Origin of the sequence: Chachezhania antarctica (assembly GCF_003646465.1) — a bacterium.
Taxonomy (GTDB): domain Bacteria; phylum Pseudomonadota; class Alphaproteobacteria; order Rhodobacterales; family Rhodobacteraceae; genus Chachezhania; species Chachezhania antarctica.
In genome coordinates this window covers 323,665-339,793 of record NZ_QZEX01000002.1, presented here as the reverse complement: position 1 = coordinate 339,793, position 16,129 = coordinate 323,665, and the positions used below count along the sequence as shown (strand labels likewise).

Genomic DNA, 16,129 nt, shown 5'->3' with positions numbered 1-16,129 from the left:
GGGGCCGGCCCGCGCGTCGGCGGACAGAAGGAGAAAGACATATGCAAATAGACGGAACAGCGGCGATCGTGACGGGCGGTGCTTCGGGGCTTGGCGGGGCGACGGCGGACATGCTGGCCGAGGCCGGCGCCAAGGTCACCATCTTCGATCTGAACGAGGATCTGGGTGAAGAGAAGGCTCGCGCCATCGGCGGTGCGTTCATCAAGGTCAACGTGACGGATGAGAGCGCAGTCGAGGAGGCGGTCGCCAAGGCCGAAGGCCTGCACGGCAAGGCGCGGATCCTTGTGAACTGCGCGGGCATCGGGCCTCCGGCCAAGGTGGTGGGCCGCGATGGCAACGCCATTCCGCTGGCGGATTTCACGTCGGTCGTGAACGTGAACCTGTTCGGGACATTCAACGTGCTGTCGAAATGGGCCGCGGCGCTGATGCCGGCGGATCCGCTGGGGGAAGAGCGCGGCGTTGTGATCAACACGGCCTCTGTCGCGGCCTATGACGGCCAGATCGGGCAGGCGGCCTATGCGGCCTCCAAGGGTGGCATCGTCGGCATGACCCTTCCCATCGCCCGCGAATTCGCCCGGTCGGGCATCCGCGTCATGACCATCGCGCCGGGCCTGTTCCTGACCCCGCTCTTGGCCTCGCTGCCGCAGGAAGCGCAGGACAGTCTTGGTGCGCAAGTCCCGTTCCCGTCGCGGCTGGGGGACCCTAAGGAATACGCGATGATGGCACATTCCATCGTCGTGAATCCGATGTTGAACGGCGAGACGATCCGACTGGATGGCGCGATCCGTATGGCGCCGCGGTAGCATCAGGGTGGGGTGCGTGCCGAGCACGCACCCTACGGTTCGGGATTGCGGCGCTTTCGGCTTGATGCCGGCGGCGCCGGGGGCTCGGCCCCCGCCAGGGCCTGCGGCCTGGGCTCCCCCGAGGTATCTTAAGACCAAAGAAGCAGGGCGCGCTCCCTGCTTCTTATCTTCCCAGATACTCCCGCCGGAGGCGGTCCGATGCGTGCGGCCGGGTGTGCCTTCCGAAGGACGGGACCCCGCCAGTTGCGACGGGCCGACCCTGTAAATTACTAAGAAACAGTTAATTCACAGACCGCATAACATTCTGAAATTATTGACAAAACGTGCTTTTTGTTCTAGGAACGGAAGCACGCTGGAAGACATGACATGGCGGCCTCGGGGTGGTCCCCTGCCGGTCGCTTGTCATCTCGCTCGTACGGAGGCCCCTTCGAGAAGATGAGGCCACCATGCAGAGTACCTTGAGCACCGAAGAGACCCGGACGCGGCAGACGGAGGAGCTGCTGCGCTCACTGGAGGCGTCGATCGTGCGCCTCCGTCAGCAGGCGGAAGACCTGCGCGCACGGATCGAGACAGGGGAAGACTGGGACCAGACGACGTCAATCCGACAGGTGGCGGGGGCCGAAGGGCTGATCCGCGCCTGCCAGAAAGTGGAGATCTGCCTTGTCGAACGACAGAACCGCGCATCTGGAGCCGCCCGCGGAGCGGCGCCCCTTGACCTCGATACCCTACGATTTGAGATCGGGTGCCGGCTTGATCGCCTCCGCCGATGCGGCCGTGAGGGGGGAGTTCCTGAACACCCTGACGGATGATCAGGTCGCGGCCTTGCCCTATCTCTTCGAGTTCTGGGCATTGCCGCACCAATTGCCGCCAGTCTCGGCGAACGGACGGGAAGACTGGCGGGCTTGGGTGATCCTGGGCGGTCGCGGCGCGGGCAAGACCCGCGCCGGGGCCGAATGGGTGCGGTCGATGGTCGAGGGGGGGCGCCCCCTCGACCGCGGCCGGGCACGCCGCGTGGCGTTGGTCGGCGAGACCTACGACCAGGTGCGCGACGTGATGATTCGGGGCGATAGCGGGATCCTGGCCTGTTCGCCCCCCGACCGCCGCCCGGAATGGCGCGCAAGCGAACGGCGTCTCGTCTGGCCCAACGGGGCCGAGGCGCAGGCGTTTTCGGCACAGGATCCGGAAGCCATGCGCGGCCCGCAATTCGATGCCGCCTGGGCGGACGAGCTGGGCAAGTGGAAGAAGGCGGGCGAGGCCTGGGACCAGCTGCAATTCGCGCTGCGCCTGGGTGATCGTCCGCGGGTCTGCGTGACCACGACGCCGCGCAACGTGGCCGTTCTGAAAGAGCTGATCGAGGCACCGTCGACCGTGCTGACCCACGCACCGAGCGAGGCCAACCGAGCCAACCTGGCCGACGGTTTCCTCGAAGAGGTGCGCGCGCGTTTCGCCGGGTCTCGCATGGCGCGGCAGGAACTGGACGGCGTGCTGCTGGCGGACGTGGAAGGTGCGCTGTGGACCGGGGCGATGATCGATGCGGCGCATGTAGAGCACGTGCCGGAACTGAACAGGGTCGTCGTGGCGCTGGACCCGTCGGTCAGCGGCAAGGCGGGCGGGGACGAATGCGGGATTGTCGTCGTGGGCGCGGTGACGGACGGGCCGCCACAGGACTGGCAGGCCTATGTGCTGGCCGATTGCACGGTGCAGGGCGCGGGGCCCACGGGGTGGGCCACCGCGGCCATCGCCGCGATGGAGCGCTACGGCGCCGAGCGACTGGTGGCCGAGGTCAACCAGGGTGGCAAGCTGGTCGAGGAAGTGATCCGCCAGATCGACCCGATGGTGCCTTACAAATCGGTCCATGCCATGCGTGGCAAGGCGGCGCGCGCGGAACCCGTGGCGGCGCTTTATGAACAGGGGCGCGTGTTCCATGTCGCGGGTCTGGACACGCTGGAGGACCAGATGGTGCGGATGACGACGCAAGGCTACGAAGGCAAGGGCTCGCCCGACCGGGTGGACGCCCTGGTCTGGGCGCTGCACGAGCTGATGATCGTACCCGGTGCGGTGTGGCGGCGACCGAGGATCCGCACACTTTGAGCCAGGCGGTGCGTGCAGAGCACGCACCCTACGGCGCCGCAACGTCGAATCTGAATTGCTTGAAAGGGCGGGGGAGACCCCGCCTTTCCCGAGTCTGAAGGTCCGCTCGGGTTCACCACAGAGATGGGCCCGCCATCCCTACAGATCCACCATCGCCCGGGTCTGGCCTGAGCGCTCCCGGCCTCCCCGTCAAGGGCACGCCGCGCGGTGCGCGGGCCTGCGGCCCCTTGACGGGAAGACCGCGACCGCTCGACCCATCCCCAGGCGACGGTGGCTCCGCAGAGATGGCTTGGGGGATACATGTGAACCCGCCAAGGCCGCGCCCCTGTTCTTCTTTTCCCATATGCTCCGGGGGAGTCGCGCCGACAGGTGCGACGGGGGCAGAGCCCCCATTTGTCGGCAACGCGTCCCGATCCCGTGGGGTGGGTGGGGTCCCGGCACCGACGACAGTGGCTCGGGGATGGGCACCGTACGGTGGTCTCAGGAAATCTTTTCCAATTTTGGGCAAAACGTCCTCAACGCGCGGTGAACCGGGGTCGGGGCACCGCTTGACGAGACAAGGTCAAGAAGGAGCGGTGAGCGATGGCATTAGACTTCCTGAAGCGGAAGGGCGGCCGGCAGGAGGTTTCGGTCCCCGAGACCAAGGCCAGCGCGGCAGGGCCGGTCGTGGCCTGGCACACTTCAGGCCGTGTGGCGTGGAGCCCGCGGGACACCGTTTCGCTGACCCGGCAAGGCTTTTCCGGCAACCCGGTGGGCTTTCGGTCGGTCAAGCTGATCGCCGAGGCCGCCGCCGCCCTGCCGCTGGTCCTGCAAGACCAGGCGCAGCGGTTCGACACGCACCCGGTCCTGTCGCTGGTGCGCCGGCCGAATCCGGCGCAAGGGCGGGCGGACCTGCTGGAGGCGCTGTTTGCGCAGCTGCTCCTGTCGGGCAATGCCTACGTGGAAGCCGTGGGCGATGGCGGCGTGCCGGCGGAACTGCACGTGTTGCGGTCTGATCGGATGAGCGTGGTACCGGGCGCCGATGGCTGGCCAGTGGCCTATGAATATGCCGTGGGCGGGCGCAAGCATCGCTTCGATGCCAGCGGCCGACCCGCGCCGATCTGCCATATCCGCGCCTTCCATCCGCAGGACGACCATTACGGGTTCGCGCCCTTGCAGGCGGCGGCCATGGCTGTCGACGTGCACAACGCCGCCTCGCGCTGGTCGAAGGCGCTGCTGGACAATGCCGCGCGGCCGTCGGGCGCGCTCGTCTGGAAGGGGGGCGACGGGCAGGGGGCCATGGCGGACGACCAGTTCCGGCGGCTCTCGGAAGAGATCGAATCCCACTACCAGGGCGCCAAGAACGCCGGCCGGCCGATGGTGCTGGAAGGCGGGCTCGACTGGAAGCCGATGGGGTTCTCGCCCTCGGACATGGAGTTCCAGAAGACCAAGGATGCCGCCGCGCGCGAGATCGCGCTGGCCTTCGGGGTGCCGCCGATGCTGCTGGGGATACAGGGCGACAGCACCTACGCCAATTACCAGGAGGCGAACCGTGCCTTCTATCGGCTGACCGTGCTGCCTCTCGTCTCGCGCGTCTCGGCGGCACTGGCCGACTGGCTGTCGGGCTTTGCGGGCGAGGCGTTGGAGCTGAAGCCGGACCTGGATCAGGTGCCTGCACTGGCGGCCGAGCGCGACGCGCAATGGGCGCGCGTGGCCCGGGCGGATTTCCTGACCGACGCGGAAAAGCGCGCGCTTCTGGGCCTGCCGGCGCTGTCGGAGGAGGGATCGGATGAATGAACGGATCCCCACGCAGATGCTGGAAAGTTTCGACTGCGCGCCTGGTCTGCGCCTGACCGCGCACGAAAAGCTCTCTGCCGTGCACAACGAGAACCTGAACCGCCGGCTGGACCAGCTGGAGGCGATGCTGGAGCGGCTGGAACGGCGGGTCTGGCTGACGGTCTACGGCGTCGTCGCCGTGATCCTGGCGCAGGCCTTTCAGTCGGTGCTGGCCGCCGCAAGCCCCTGAACGCGAGGCAACAGATGATGACCGATCAACACACCATGGAGCGTGCGATGGACGCCGGATTGGAACACAAATTCGCCCGCTTCGGCGAACGGCTCGCCATGACCGGCGAGGCCGAGATCGAGGGCTATGCCAGCCTTTTCGACGCGCCCGACCAGGGCGGCGATATCGTCCGCAAGGGGGCCTATGCGGGATCGCTGGCCAAGCTCGAATCCGAAGGCCGGCGGGTCAAGATGCTGTGGCAGCACGACCCGGCCCAGCCCATCGGCGTTTGGGACATGGTGCGCGAGGACGATCGCGGGCTGTGGGTCAAGGGACGCCTGCTGGACAGCACCCAGAAGGGGCGCGAGGCGGCGGCACTGATCCAGGCCGGTGCGATCGACGGGCTGTCGATCGGCTACCGCACCACGAAGGCCACGAAGGACAAGGGGGGCCGCAGGCTCCTGATGGAACTGGAGCTTTGGGAGGTGTCGCTTGTGACCTTCCCGATGCTGCCCAGTGCGCGGGTAGCGGCCAAGGGCGACGCATCGTCCGAGGCCGAGGACGCCCTGCGCGAATTGGCGGCGGCCCTGACGGGCGCGCGGCTGGAGCTGGCCCGCCGCTAGGGACGGGCGGGCGGAACGAGACCCGAGAACAGGTGAAGCCGATGAGCAAGACCGAAACCCCGGCCGCGGCCGGTCAGGGGGCACCCATGCTGCGCGAAGTGAAAGAGGCGATGGCCGGATTCGTGCAGGGCATGCGGGACTTCCAAGACGACGTCGAAACCAAATTTCAACAGACAGAAGAGCGACTGACCATGCTGGATCGCAAATCCCATATCTCTGCCCGCCCGCATCTGGCCGGCGCTTCCGATGCAACAGCGCCGCACACCGCGGCCTTTGACAGCTATGTGCGCACCGGCGACGATGACGCGCTGCGCGGGCTGGAGCTGGAAGGCAAGGCGATGTCGACCGCGGTGAATTCCGACGGTGGCTATCTTGTCGATTCCCAGACGACCGAGACCATCCGCTCGATCCTGCTGTCGACGGCCTCGCTGCGGTCGGTCGCGAGCGTGGTCAATGTCGAGGCGACATCCTTCGACGTGCTGATCGACCATTCCGATGTCAGCTCGGGCTGGCAAACCGAGGCAGGGACGCTGGCCGAAAGCTCGACCCCCGTGCTCGACCGTATCTCGATCCCGCTTTATGAACTCTCGGCCCTGCCCAAGGCATCCCAGCGTCTGCTGGACGATGCCGCGTTCGACGTGGAAACCTGGCTGGCGGGGCGGATCGCCAACACCTTCGCCCGGGCCGAGGCCGCGTCCTTCATCAACGGCGACGGCAGCGAACAGCCGCGCGGTTTCCTGGACTACGCGATCGTCGAGAATGACAGCTGGGGCTGGGACAGCCTGGGCTACATCCCGACGGGCACCGCGGGCGGCGTCGGCAACGGCGATGCGATCGCCGATATCGTCTATGCCCTGGGCGCGGTCTACCGGTCGAACGGCACCTTCGTGATGAACTCGAAGACCGCCGGCATGATCCGCAAGCTGAAGGACGCGGACGACCGCTTTCTGTGGGCCGACGGCCTTGCAGCGGCGCAGCCGGCACGGCTGATGGGCTATCCCGTGCTGATCGCCGAGGACATGCCCGATCCCGGTGTCGATGCCTTCCCGATCGCGTTCGGCGACTTCCGCGCCGGCTATACGGTCGCCGAACGTCCCGACATCCGCATCCTGCGCGATCCGTTCTCGGCCAAGCCGCACGTTTTGTTCTACGCGACCAAGCGCGTCGGCGGCGGCGTGACCGATTTTGCGGCGATCAAGCTTCTGAAGTTCGGCATCTCGTAAGAGAGGCCGGGCGGGGATCGGCGCGTTTTGCGTGCCGGTCCCCGGGCGGGCGCACGCCGGCAGACCCTCCATGTTGTCTAGCTGCTCCCCTCCGTCCGAGCAACGTGGTGCGGCGTGCGCCCGCCATCTGTGGCGGGCGATGCGGGGAACCGGGCAGCCGGGGTCGATGGCGGCCCGATCATGCGGAGTGAAGTGATGATACTAAACGAACTCGAACCGATCCCGGATACATCTCTGCCGCTGGAACCGTTCCGGGCCCATTTGCGGCTTGGCACCGGCTTCGGCACCGAGACCCTGCAGGACACCGTGCTTCATGGCTTCCTCCTGGCAGCCATCGCGGCGATCGAGGCGCGCGTGTCGAAGGCGCTTCTGCGGCGCGATTTCGAGGCGGTGTTCTCCGACTGGCGCGATCCGGAGGTGCAGGTATTGCCGATTGCCCCGGTGACGCAGATCCATGGCGTGGTCATGGAAGATGCGGGTGGGGCGACGGAAACCGTGGCCACGACGCGCTACCGGTTCGAGCCCGATTTCCACAGCCCCCGTCTGCGGGCCACGGGGCTTGAATTGCCGCGTATCCCCCGGGGCGGGCTGGCGCGGGTGACGTTCCGGGCTGGCATGGCCGACGACTGGTCCGGCCTGCCGGGCGACATGGCTCAGGCGGTGCTGCTGCTGGCCGCGCATTACTATGAAAACCGCTCGGATACGCGGCTGAACGACGGCTGCACGCCCTTCGGCGTCACCAGCCTGCTTCAGCGCTACCGTCCGATGCGGCTGTCGGTGGGGTCGGGACGATGAGCAGGACCTGCCCGCCGCATCTGAACCGGCCCTTGGTGCTGGAAACCCCGCTCGAGGCGCCGGACAATTCCGGCGGGTTCGAGGCCGACTGGCTGGCGCTGGGAACGCTCTGGGCCGATGTCGTGCCCGGGTCCGGGCGCGAGACGTCCGGGGTCGCCGCCGATCCGCTGTCGGTGGTCCGCTACCAGATCGTGGTCCGCGGCGCACCCTATGGCAGCCCGGCCCGGCCCACGCCGGGGCAGCGGTTCCGCGAAGGCGAACGGATCTACCGGATCCACGCCGTGGCCGAGCGGGATCACACCGGCCGCTACCTGACCTGCTATGCCGAGGAGGAGCTGGCCGCATGACCTATGCCGTATCCGCCGCCCTGCAGGCCGCAATCTACCAGACGCTTTCGGCCGACACCGGGCTTTCCGGGCTGGTGGGCGACGCGATCTACGACGCGGTGCCCGCGGGCGGGTTGCCTGCCACCTATGTCAGCCTCGGCCCCGAGGACGCGACCGACCGGTCCGACCAGTCGGGCAGCGGCGCGCTGCATCGGTTCACCGTGTCGGTGGTGACCGATCAGGCGGGCTTTGCCGCGGTCAAGACCGTGGCGGCGGCGGTTTGCGACGCGCTGGACGTGGTCGACATGCCGCTGACCCGCGGCCGTGTCGTGGGGCTGTGGTTCGAAAAGGCCACCGCCGCGCGCGATGGTTCGAACGCGAAGCTGAGGCGCGTGGATCTGAAGTTCCGCGCCCGTGTGGAAGATGATTGACGAGGGGCCGGATGGATCGACCCGGATGCTCTGCACGTACGACGACGGGTTCGCGCCTGACCCCGAGGGTGGGCGCAGAACCGCCTGGTGTGCCGTGCAGTGAGCGAGCGGGATCCGAAACGAGCCGGACGCCTATCCCATTCGCGCCCGCCCTGGGGGGCGGGGTCGGGCGCGAACCGGATCACAAGTGATCCGGCAACGAGTTGCGATGGTTCGGAACCCGGTTTCAGACCACCCGTAACCAACCGAAGTAAAACAACCCTTCAACGCTCGGAGAGCTCTCATGGCAGCCCAGAACGGCAAAGATCTGTTGATCAAAGTGGACATGACCGGCGGCGGTCAGTTCGAAACCCTCGCGGGCCTGCGCGCTACGCGGGTCAGCTTCAACGCGGAAAGCGTCGATGTCACAAGCCTGGAAAGCCAGGGCGGATGGCGCGAACTGCTGGCCGGCGCCGGCGTGAAATCGGCCTCGTTGTCGGGGTCGGGCGTGTTCAAGGACGACACCACCGATGCCCGCGCGCGGGAGATCTTCTTCGCCGCCGAAACCCCGGATTACGAAGTGATCATCCCCGATTTCGGTACCGTGACGGGGCCGTTCCAGATCACCTCCATCGATTACTCCGGCACCCATAATGGCGAGGCGACCTACGAGATCGCGCTCGCCTCGGCCGGGCAGCTGACCTTCACGGCGCTCTGAGACATGGCCAATCCTTGGACGGGGGAAGTGGCGCTGGTGATCGACGGCGTAGCAAGGGACATGAAGCTGACCCTTGGCGCGCTGGCCGAACTCGAAGCGTCGCTTGGCACGGGATCGCTGATGGACATGGTCGAGCGGTTCGAACGGGGCGGCTTTTCCGCCCGCGATGTGCTGGCCGTGGTGGCGGCGGGCCTGTCGGGCGGCGGCTGCGATCTGACAGCCGCCGATCTGGCACAGGCCGAAATCCGGGGCGGCCCCATGGCCGCGGCGCGTGCGGCGGCGCTTCTGCTGTCGCGCGCCTTCGCCCTGCCGGGTGAGACATGAAACGCGGCTTCGACTGGCCCGCGCTGATGCGGGCCGGGATCCTTGGCCTGAGGCTGGAGCCGCACGTCTTCTGGCGCCTCACCCCGGCCGAGTTGCGCCTGATGCTGGGCGAAAGCGGCGGGCAGACACCGCTGGGGCGGGCGGGGCTTGATGCGCTGCTGGCCGCCTATCCGGACGCGACCGAAGGAGAGCGCGATGCAAGAGAGATTTGACGATCTGGAAGACCGCATCGACGGGCTGACCGAGACGATGGGGGAGGCCTCGCAGATGGCCGCGTCGTTCGAGGGCGAGCTGCGCCGGATCCGGGGCACGTTCAAGGATACGGGCACCGAGATCGGCGGGCTGGAACGCGGCCTGAGCCACGGCCTGCGCCGCGCCTTCGACGGGTTGCTGAACGACGGCGAGAAGCTTTCGGACGCGTTCGAGACCATTGCCTCCTCGATCGTGCGGCAGACCTACAACGCGGCGATGAAACCGGCGACCGACCAGATCAGCAGCACGGTCGCGGGCGGGCTCAGCGCGATGCTGGCAGGCGTCTTTCCCTTCGCCGACGGCGCGCCCTTCAGCCAGGGCAAGGTGATGCCTTTCGCCGATGGCGCGCCCATGGCGCAGGGGCGCGTGGTGCCCTTCGCCACCGGCGGCGTGGTCACCAGCCCCACGACCTTCCCCATGCGCGGCGGCACCGGGCTGATGGGTGAAGCGGGCCCCGAGGCGATCATGCCGCTGGCCCGCGGTCCGGATGGCAAGCTGGGCGTGCGCTCCGGGGGCGGCAACGCCCAGCCGGTGAACGTGGTGATGAATATCCAGACGCCAGACGCCGCAAGCTTCCGCCGTAGCCAAGGCCAGATCGCCGCCCAGATGGGCCGCATGCTGGGCCGCGGCAACCGCTACCGCTAGGGCAGGAGACGCGCCATGAGCTTTCACGACATACGTTTTCCCGCGGCACTCAGCTTCGGCTCGGCCGGCGGTCCCGAACGGCGGACCGAGGTAGTGACGCTCGCCAACGGGTTCGAGGAACGCAACACCCCCTGGTCCCATTCCCGCCGCCGCTACGACGCGGGCACGGGGCTTCGGGCGCTGGACGACATCAAGACGCTGATCGCCTTCTTCGAAGCGCGGCGCGGCCGGATGCACGCCTTTCGCTGGAAGGACTGGTCGGATTGCACGTCGTGTCCCGTATCGGGGCCGGCGACCTATGACGACCAGTCCATCGGGGCGGGCGATGGCGCGGCGGTGGAATTCCAGCTGACCAAGACCTATGCCCCCGGCGAGCACGAATACATCCGCCCGGTGACCAAGCCCGTCGCGGGCTCGGTCCGGGTGGGCGTGGACGGGATGGAACTGTCGGAGGGCGCAGATTTCACCGTCGATCCGCTGACCGGCAAGGTTACCTTTGCCAGCGCGCCGGCCAATGGCGCGCCTGTCACCGCGGGCTTCGAATTCGACGTGCCGGTGCGTTTCGATACCGACTGGATACAGGCCTCGGTCGCCAGTTTCCAGGCGGGCGAAGTGCCCAATGTCCCGGTGGTGGAGGTGCGTCTGTGATGGCCGATCTGCCTTCCGATTTCGCGGCCCATCTGGCCAGTGGCGACACGACGCTCTGCCGAGCCTGGGCGATCATCCGCCCCGACGGGGAAACGCTGGGCTTCACCGATCACGATTGCGGGCTGTCCTTCGACGGTGTCGACTTCAAGGCCGAAACCGGCATGTCGGCGATGGCGTTGCAGCAATCCACGGGCCTGTCCATCGACAATACCGACGCCATCGGCGCGCTGTGTGACGACGCGATCCGGGAGGAAGACATCGAGGCCGGGCGCTTCGATGGCGCGACCGTCAAGGCGTGGCTGGTGAACTGGGCCGACCCGGAGGTTCGCTGGCTGCAGTTCCGTGGTGCGATCGGCGAGATCCGGCGTTCCGACACCGCGTTCGAGGCCGAGCTGCGCGGCCAGACCGAGGCGCTGAACCGCCCCATGGGCCGGGTCTTCCAGAAGCCGTGCACCGCCGTCCTGGGCGATGTTACCTGCGGGGTGGATCTGGACACGCCCGGCCTGCACGAGATCCGCGCGGCCGAGATCGTGGAAGACGGCCGCGTCTTCCGTTGGGCCGGGTTCGACACACCCGTCGAGGGATGGTTCGCGCGGGGGCGGCTTTCTGTCTCCTCCGGCGCGGGGGCGGGCCTGTCGGGGCTGATCAAGGAAGACCGGCTGGAGGGCACCGACCGGATCGTCACGCTGTGGGAACCGCTGCGGGCCGGGATCGCGCCCGGCGACATGATCCGCCTTGATGCCGGTTGCGACAAGCGGTTCGCGACGTGCGGGGCCAAGTTCGCCAACGTGGTGAACTTCGGCGGTTTCCCCGACATGCCGGGCGACGACTGGATGGTCGCCACGCCCCATACCGGGCCGGGCAATACCGGCGGGAGCCGCCGGGGATGATCGACACACAGCAAAACGACGCCTTCCGCCGCCGCATCGTGGCCGAAGCGCAGTCATGGATGGGCACGCCCTACCGCCATCAGGCGGCGCGCAAGGGCGCGGGCACGGATTGCCTTGGCTTGATCCGGGGCCTGTGGCGGGCGCTTTACGGGTTCGAGCCCGAGCAGGTCCCGGCCTATAGCTGGGACTGGTCGGAACCGCAGGGCGAAGAACGCCTGTGGGCCGCCGCCGCGCGGCACCTTGTGCCCGCACACGGCCCCATCGCGCCGGGGCAGGTGGTGCTGTTCCGGATGCGGTCCGACGCGGTGGCCAAGCATCTGGGCATCCTTTCGGCCGGCGATCCCGATCCGCATTTCATCCACGCCTATGCCCATATGGGCGTCGTCGAAAGCGCGCTGGCCAGCCCGTGGCGGCGCCGCATCGCCGCAAGGTTCGATTTCCCGCAGGAGGTCCCGTCATGACCACGATCGTCCTTTCCGCCGCCGGCGCCGCGCTTGGCGGGTCCATCGGCGGCACGCTGGCGGGGGTGTCCACCGCGGCCCTGGGGCAGGCGCTTGGCGCCGCCATCGGGCAGAGTGTCGACCAACAGCTTTTGGGCAAGGGCAGCGAGCCGGTCCACAAGGGCCAGGTCGACCGCTTCCGCCTGACGCAATCGGCCGAAGGATCGCCCGTGCCGCTGACCTTCGGGCGCACGCGGGTGGGCGGGCAGGTGATCTGGTCGACCCGGTTCCTGGAAACCACGACAACCACCGGCGGCGGTGGCGGCAAGGGCGCGCCGTCGCAGCCGAAGACGGTGCAATATTCCTATTCCGTCTCGCTCGCCGTTGCCCTGTGCGAGGGCGAGATTTCGCACGTCTCCCGCGTCTGGGCCAACGGGACGGAGGTGTCGCTGCTGGACCTCAACATGACTGTCCACACCGGCGCGGCCAACCAGCTGCCCGATCCGCTGATGGAGGCGGTCGAAGGCGCAGGCCACGTGCCCGCCTATCGCGGCACGGCCTACGTGGTGATGGAGAACTTCGACCTTGGCCGTTTCGGGAACCGCGTGCCCCAATTCTCGTTCGAGGTCGTGCGCGCCGAACAACCCGACGCCCCGGGCTTTGACGAGGATCTGGCGCAGATCGTGAAGGGCGTGGCGATGATCCCCGGCACCGGGGAATACGCCCTGTCGCCCGCGGGCGCGTTCTACAATGACGGCCCGGGCAATTCCTGGGCGGCGAACGTCAACCACCCCTCGGGCGGGACGGATTTCTATGCCTCGCTCAAGGGGCTGATGGGCGATCTGCCGTCGGCGGAAACCGCCTCGCTCGTGGTGTCGTGGTTCGGCGGCGATCTGCGCTGCGGCGCGTGCGACGTGAAGCCCAAGGTCGAAAGCACCACGATCGACGCGTCCACCATGCCGTGGACCGTGTCCGGCCTGCCGCGCGCGGCGGCGGACCAGATCGCGCAGCAGGACGGCCGCCCGATCTATGGCGGCACGCCCTGCGATGAAAGCGTGGTGGAAGCGATCCGGCATTTCCACCTTTATGGCCGCAAGGTCACCTTCTACCCCTTCGTGCTGATGGACCAGCTTGGGGGCAACACGCTCCCCGATCCGTGGACCGGCGGCACCGGCCAGCCGGCGCTGCCATGGCGCGGGCGGATCACCACGTCGCTGGCCCCCGACCAGCTGGGCACGCCCGACGGGACGGCGGCGGCAGATGCCGAGGTCGCGGCGTTCTTCGGCACGGCGCAGGCCAGCGATTTCACCGTGGGCGATGGGACGGTCACCTATACCGGCCCCGACGAATGGTCGCTGAACCGGTTCATCCTGCACTACGCTGCGCTTTGTGCGGCGGCGGGCGGGGTGCACGCATTCTGCATCGGCTCGGAATTCCGCGCCCTGACCCAGATCCGCGGCGCCACCGGGTTCCCGGCGGTTCAGGCGCTGCGGACACTGGCCGCGCAGGCGCGGATCCTGCTGGGGCCGGACACGAAGATCGGCTATGCCGCCGACTGGTCGGAATATTTCGGCTACCAGCCGCCGGGCACGGATGACCGGCTGTTCCACCTAGACCCGCTCTGGGCGGATCCCCAGATCGACTTCATCGGCATCGACAACTACATGCCGCTGTCCGACTGGCGCGAGGGCGAGGATCACGCCGATGCCGCGTGGGGATCGATCTACGAACCCGCCTACCTGAAGGCCAATATCGAAGGTGGCGAGGGCTATGACTGGTACTATGCCTCGGACGCCGACCGCGACGCGCAGATCCGCACGCCGATCACCGATGGCGCGCATGGGGAGCCATGGGTCTGGCGCTACAAGGACATCCGGGGCTGGTGGGACAACCCGCATCACGACCGTATCGGCGGCGTGCGGCAGGCCACGGCAACCCCGTGGGTGCCGCAATCGAAACCGGTCTGGTTCACCGAACTGGGCTGCGCGGCGGTCGACAAGGGCACCAACCAGCCCAACAAGTTCATCGACCCGAAATCGTCCGAAAGCCGCCTGCCGTATCATTCGAACGGGCAGCGGGACGATTTCATTCAATTCCAGTACCTGAAGGCGACGCTGACCTACTGGCAGGACGCGGCGAAGAACCCCGTCTCGCCCGTCTACGGCGGCCCGATGGTGGACCTGTCGAACGCCTATGTCTGGGCGTGGGACCTGCGCCCCTATCCGCATTTCCCCAACAATCGCGGGCTGTGGAGCGACGGCGGCAACCATGCCCGCGGCCACTGGCTGAACGGCCGGGCCGGGGCACGGACGCTGGCCTCGGTCGTGGACGAGATCTGCCGCCGGTCCGGTGTGACGGATGCCGATGTCTCGCGCCTTTATGGCATCGTCCACGGCTTCCAGCTGGACCGCAACGGCGACGCCCGCGCGGCGCTGGAACCGCTTATGCTGCGCTATGGGTTCGATGCGGTTGAACATGGCGGCACGCTGTCCTTCCGACACCGCACCGGCGCGCCCATGGCCTTACTGGACCCGGGCGACATGGTCGAGGACGGCGAAGCCGACGGCATCCTCGAACGCACCCGCGCCGCCGAGGCCGAGCTTGCCGGCCGTGTCCGCATCCGCTTCCCCGAGGCGGGGACCGATCATGGCGTGATCGCGGAGGAAGCGGCGCTGGCAGACGACGCGCAGCTGTCCGTCACCACCTCGGACCTGCCGCTGTCGATGACCCGCGCCGAAGGCCGGCAGGTGGCCGAACGCTGGCTGGCCGAAGCGCGCGTCTCCCGCGACAGTGCCCGTTTCGCGCTCCCGCCCTCGCGGCTTGGCCTTGGGGCGGGCGACGTGGTCCAACTTCCCGGCGGCCGTTACCGCATCGACCGGGTGGAGCAGGGCGCCCATCAGATCGTCGAGGCGGTGCGGGTCGAACCCGACATCTACCGCCCCGCCGATTACCCCGACGACGCCCCCCTGACCGCGGCCTATCACGCGGCGGGCCCGGCGGCGGCGCTGTTCCTGGACCTGCCGCTCCTGACGGGGGAGGAGATCCCCCACGCACCGCACATCGCCGTCACCAGCCGTCGCTGGCCGGGGTCGGTCGCGGTGCATGGCAGTGCGGACGACGAAGGCTATGCGCTCGACATGGTGATCGAGGCAGGCGCCACGGCGGGCACCACGGAAACCGCGCTGGAGACGGGGCCGGTGGGCCTGTGGGACCGTGGCGCAGGGGTGGAGGTGCGCATGATCTCGGGCACCTTCTCCGCGGCGTCCAAGGCCCGCGTGCTGGGCGGCGCCAACGCGATCGCCATCGGCGACGGGGACGTGTGGGAGGTGCTGCAATTCACCGACGCGGAACTCATCGCCACCGACACCTATCGCCTGACGGGCCTTCTGCGCGGGCAGGCGGGCAGCGACGCGGTGATGCCGGGCGCGTGGCCCGAAGGCTCGTGGGTCGTGGCCCTGAACGGCGTGCCGCGGCAATTGCCGCTGACCCCGGCGCAGCGCGGGCAGGAACGGCACTACCGCGTCGGCCCCGCGTCGCAACCGATCTCGGACCCGGCCTATACCCATCACGCGCGGGTCTTCACCGGCATCGGGCTGCGCCCGCTCAGCCCCTGCCACCTGCGGGTGGCGGAAGCGGGGGGCGATATCACCGCCGGCTGGATCCGCCGCACGCGGATCGACGGCGACGGCTGGGACGGCGGCGACGTGCCTTTGGGCGAGGAACGCGAAGCCTACCGCGTGCAGGTCCGCGACGGCGGGACCGTGCTGCGCGAGGTCGAGGTCACGTCCCCCGCCTGGACCTATGCCGCCGCCGACCGGGCCGCCGACAGTCCCGGCGCCGGCGCAGTCATCGCCGTTTCCCAGATCTCGGCCCGCTTCGGCGCAGGGGCGGAGGTGACGGCGCCGCTGCCGGTCTGATCCCGGCACGCGCGCATTCGCGGCACGAGACTCGTGCTTA

The 16,129-nt window shown here is 68.3% G+C and carries 17 protein-coding genes; all 17 read left to right on the top strand.

The annotated features are described in order from the left end of the window. Window positions 1–41: 41 nt before the first annotated feature. Window positions 42–803: an SDR family NAD(P)-dependent oxidoreductase gene (locus tag D4754_RS05385; protein WP_121061892.1), complete on the top strand. Its 762-nt coding sequence runs from the start codon at window positions 42–44 to the stop codon at window positions 801–803. 753 nt (window positions 804–1,556) lie between these two features. After that, window positions 1,557–2,894 (top strand): DNA-packaging protein, encoded by a 1,338-nt coding sequence (locus D4754_RS05375; RefSeq protein ID WP_240453788.1) that lies wholly within the window; start codon window positions 1,557–1,559, stop codon window positions 2,892–2,894. Between the two features lie 582 nt (window positions 2,895–3,476). Beyond that, window positions 3,477–4,670, top strand: a complete 1,194-nt coding sequence (locus D4754_RS05370) for a phage portal protein (protein WP_121061890.1) — start codon at window positions 3,477–3,479, stop codon at window positions 4,668–4,670. Continuing rightward, on the top strand, window positions 4,663–4,899 hold the full coding sequence (locus D4754_RS05365; protein WP_121061889.1) for a GTA head formation protein, RCAP_rcc01685 family: 237 nt from the start codon (window positions 4,663–4,665) through the stop codon (window positions 4,897–4,899). Before D4754_RS05370 ends, D4754_RS05365 begins: the two co-directional genes overlap by 8 nt. 17 nt (window positions 4,900–4,916) lie before the next feature. Further along, entirely contained in the window at window positions 4,917–5,501 is a 585-nt protein-coding gene (locus D4754_RS05360) for an HK97 family phage prohead protease (protein WP_420837198.1), read from the top strand. A gap of 41 nt (window positions 5,502–5,542) precedes the next feature. Next, window positions 5,543–6,724, top strand: a complete 1,182-nt coding sequence (locus tag D4754_RS05355; RefSeq protein WP_121061888.1) for a phage major capsid protein — start codon at window positions 5,543–5,545, stop codon at window positions 6,722–6,724. Window positions 6,725–6,919: 195 nt separating this feature from the next. After that, window positions 6,920–7,519, top strand: coding sequence for a head-tail connector protein (locus D4754_RS05350; protein WP_121061887.1), 600 nt, complete (start codon window positions 6,920–6,922; stop codon window positions 7,517–7,519). After that, entirely contained in the window at window positions 7,516–7,866 is a 351-nt protein-coding gene (locus D4754_RS05345; protein WP_121061886.1) for a head-tail adaptor protein, read from the top strand. The genes D4754_RS05350 and D4754_RS05345 overlap by 4 nt, the downstream gene beginning before the upstream one ends. Further along, complete coding sequence (locus D4754_RS05340; protein ID WP_121061885.1) at window positions 7,863–8,276, top strand: DUF3168 domain-containing protein; 414 nt, start codon at window positions 7,863–7,865, stop codon at window positions 8,274–8,276. Before D4754_RS05345 ends, D4754_RS05340 begins: the two co-directional genes overlap by 4 nt. A 283-nt stretch (window positions 8,277–8,559) precedes the next feature. Then, window positions 8,560–8,973 carry a phage major tail protein, TP901-1 family gene (locus D4754_RS05335; RefSeq protein ID WP_121061884.1) on the top strand — a complete coding sequence of 138 codons (414 nt, stop codon included), beginning with the start codon at window positions 8,560–8,562 and terminating at the stop codon, window positions 8,971–8,973. A 3-nt stretch (window positions 8,974–8,976) separates the two neighbouring features. Then, window positions 8,977–9,297, top strand: coding sequence for a gene transfer agent family protein (locus D4754_RS05330; RefSeq protein WP_121061883.1), 321 nt, complete (start codon window positions 8,977–8,979; stop codon window positions 9,295–9,297). Further along, window positions 9,294–9,509, top strand: coding sequence for a rcc01693 family protein (locus D4754_RS05325; RefSeq protein ID WP_121061882.1), 216 nt, complete (start codon window positions 9,294–9,296; stop codon window positions 9,507–9,509). Before D4754_RS05330 ends, D4754_RS05325 begins: the two co-directional genes overlap by 4 nt. Then, window positions 9,493–10,194, top strand: coding sequence for a phage tail tape measure protein (locus D4754_RS05320; protein WP_121061881.1), 702 nt, complete (start codon window positions 9,493–9,495; stop codon window positions 10,192–10,194). The genes D4754_RS05325 and D4754_RS05320 overlap by 17 nt, the downstream gene beginning before the upstream one ends. 15 nt (window positions 10,195–10,209) lie before the next feature. Next, complete coding sequence (locus D4754_RS05315; protein WP_121061880.1) at window positions 10,210–10,842, top strand: DUF2460 domain-containing protein; 633 nt, start codon at window positions 10,210–10,212, stop codon at window positions 10,840–10,842. Further along, a complete protein-coding gene (locus tag D4754_RS05310) occupies window positions 10,842–11,732 on the top strand; it encodes a DUF2163 domain-containing protein (RefSeq protein ID WP_121061879.1) in 891 nt (296 codons plus the stop codon). The genes D4754_RS05315 and D4754_RS05310 overlap by 1 nt, the downstream gene beginning before the upstream one ends. Continuing rightward, window positions 11,729–12,193 (top strand): C40 family peptidase, encoded by a 465-nt coding sequence (locus D4754_RS05305; protein WP_121061878.1) that lies wholly within the window; start codon window positions 11,729–11,731, stop codon window positions 12,191–12,193. The genes D4754_RS05310 and D4754_RS05305 overlap by 4 nt, the downstream gene beginning before the upstream one ends. Further along, on the top strand, window positions 12,190–16,089 hold the full coding sequence (locus D4754_RS05300) for a baseplate multidomain protein megatron (RefSeq protein ID WP_121061877.1): 3,900 nt from the start codon (window positions 12,190–12,192) through the stop codon (window positions 16,087–16,089). The genes D4754_RS05305 and D4754_RS05300 overlap by 4 nt, the downstream gene beginning before the upstream one ends. Window positions 16,090–16,129 lie beyond the last annotated feature (40 nt).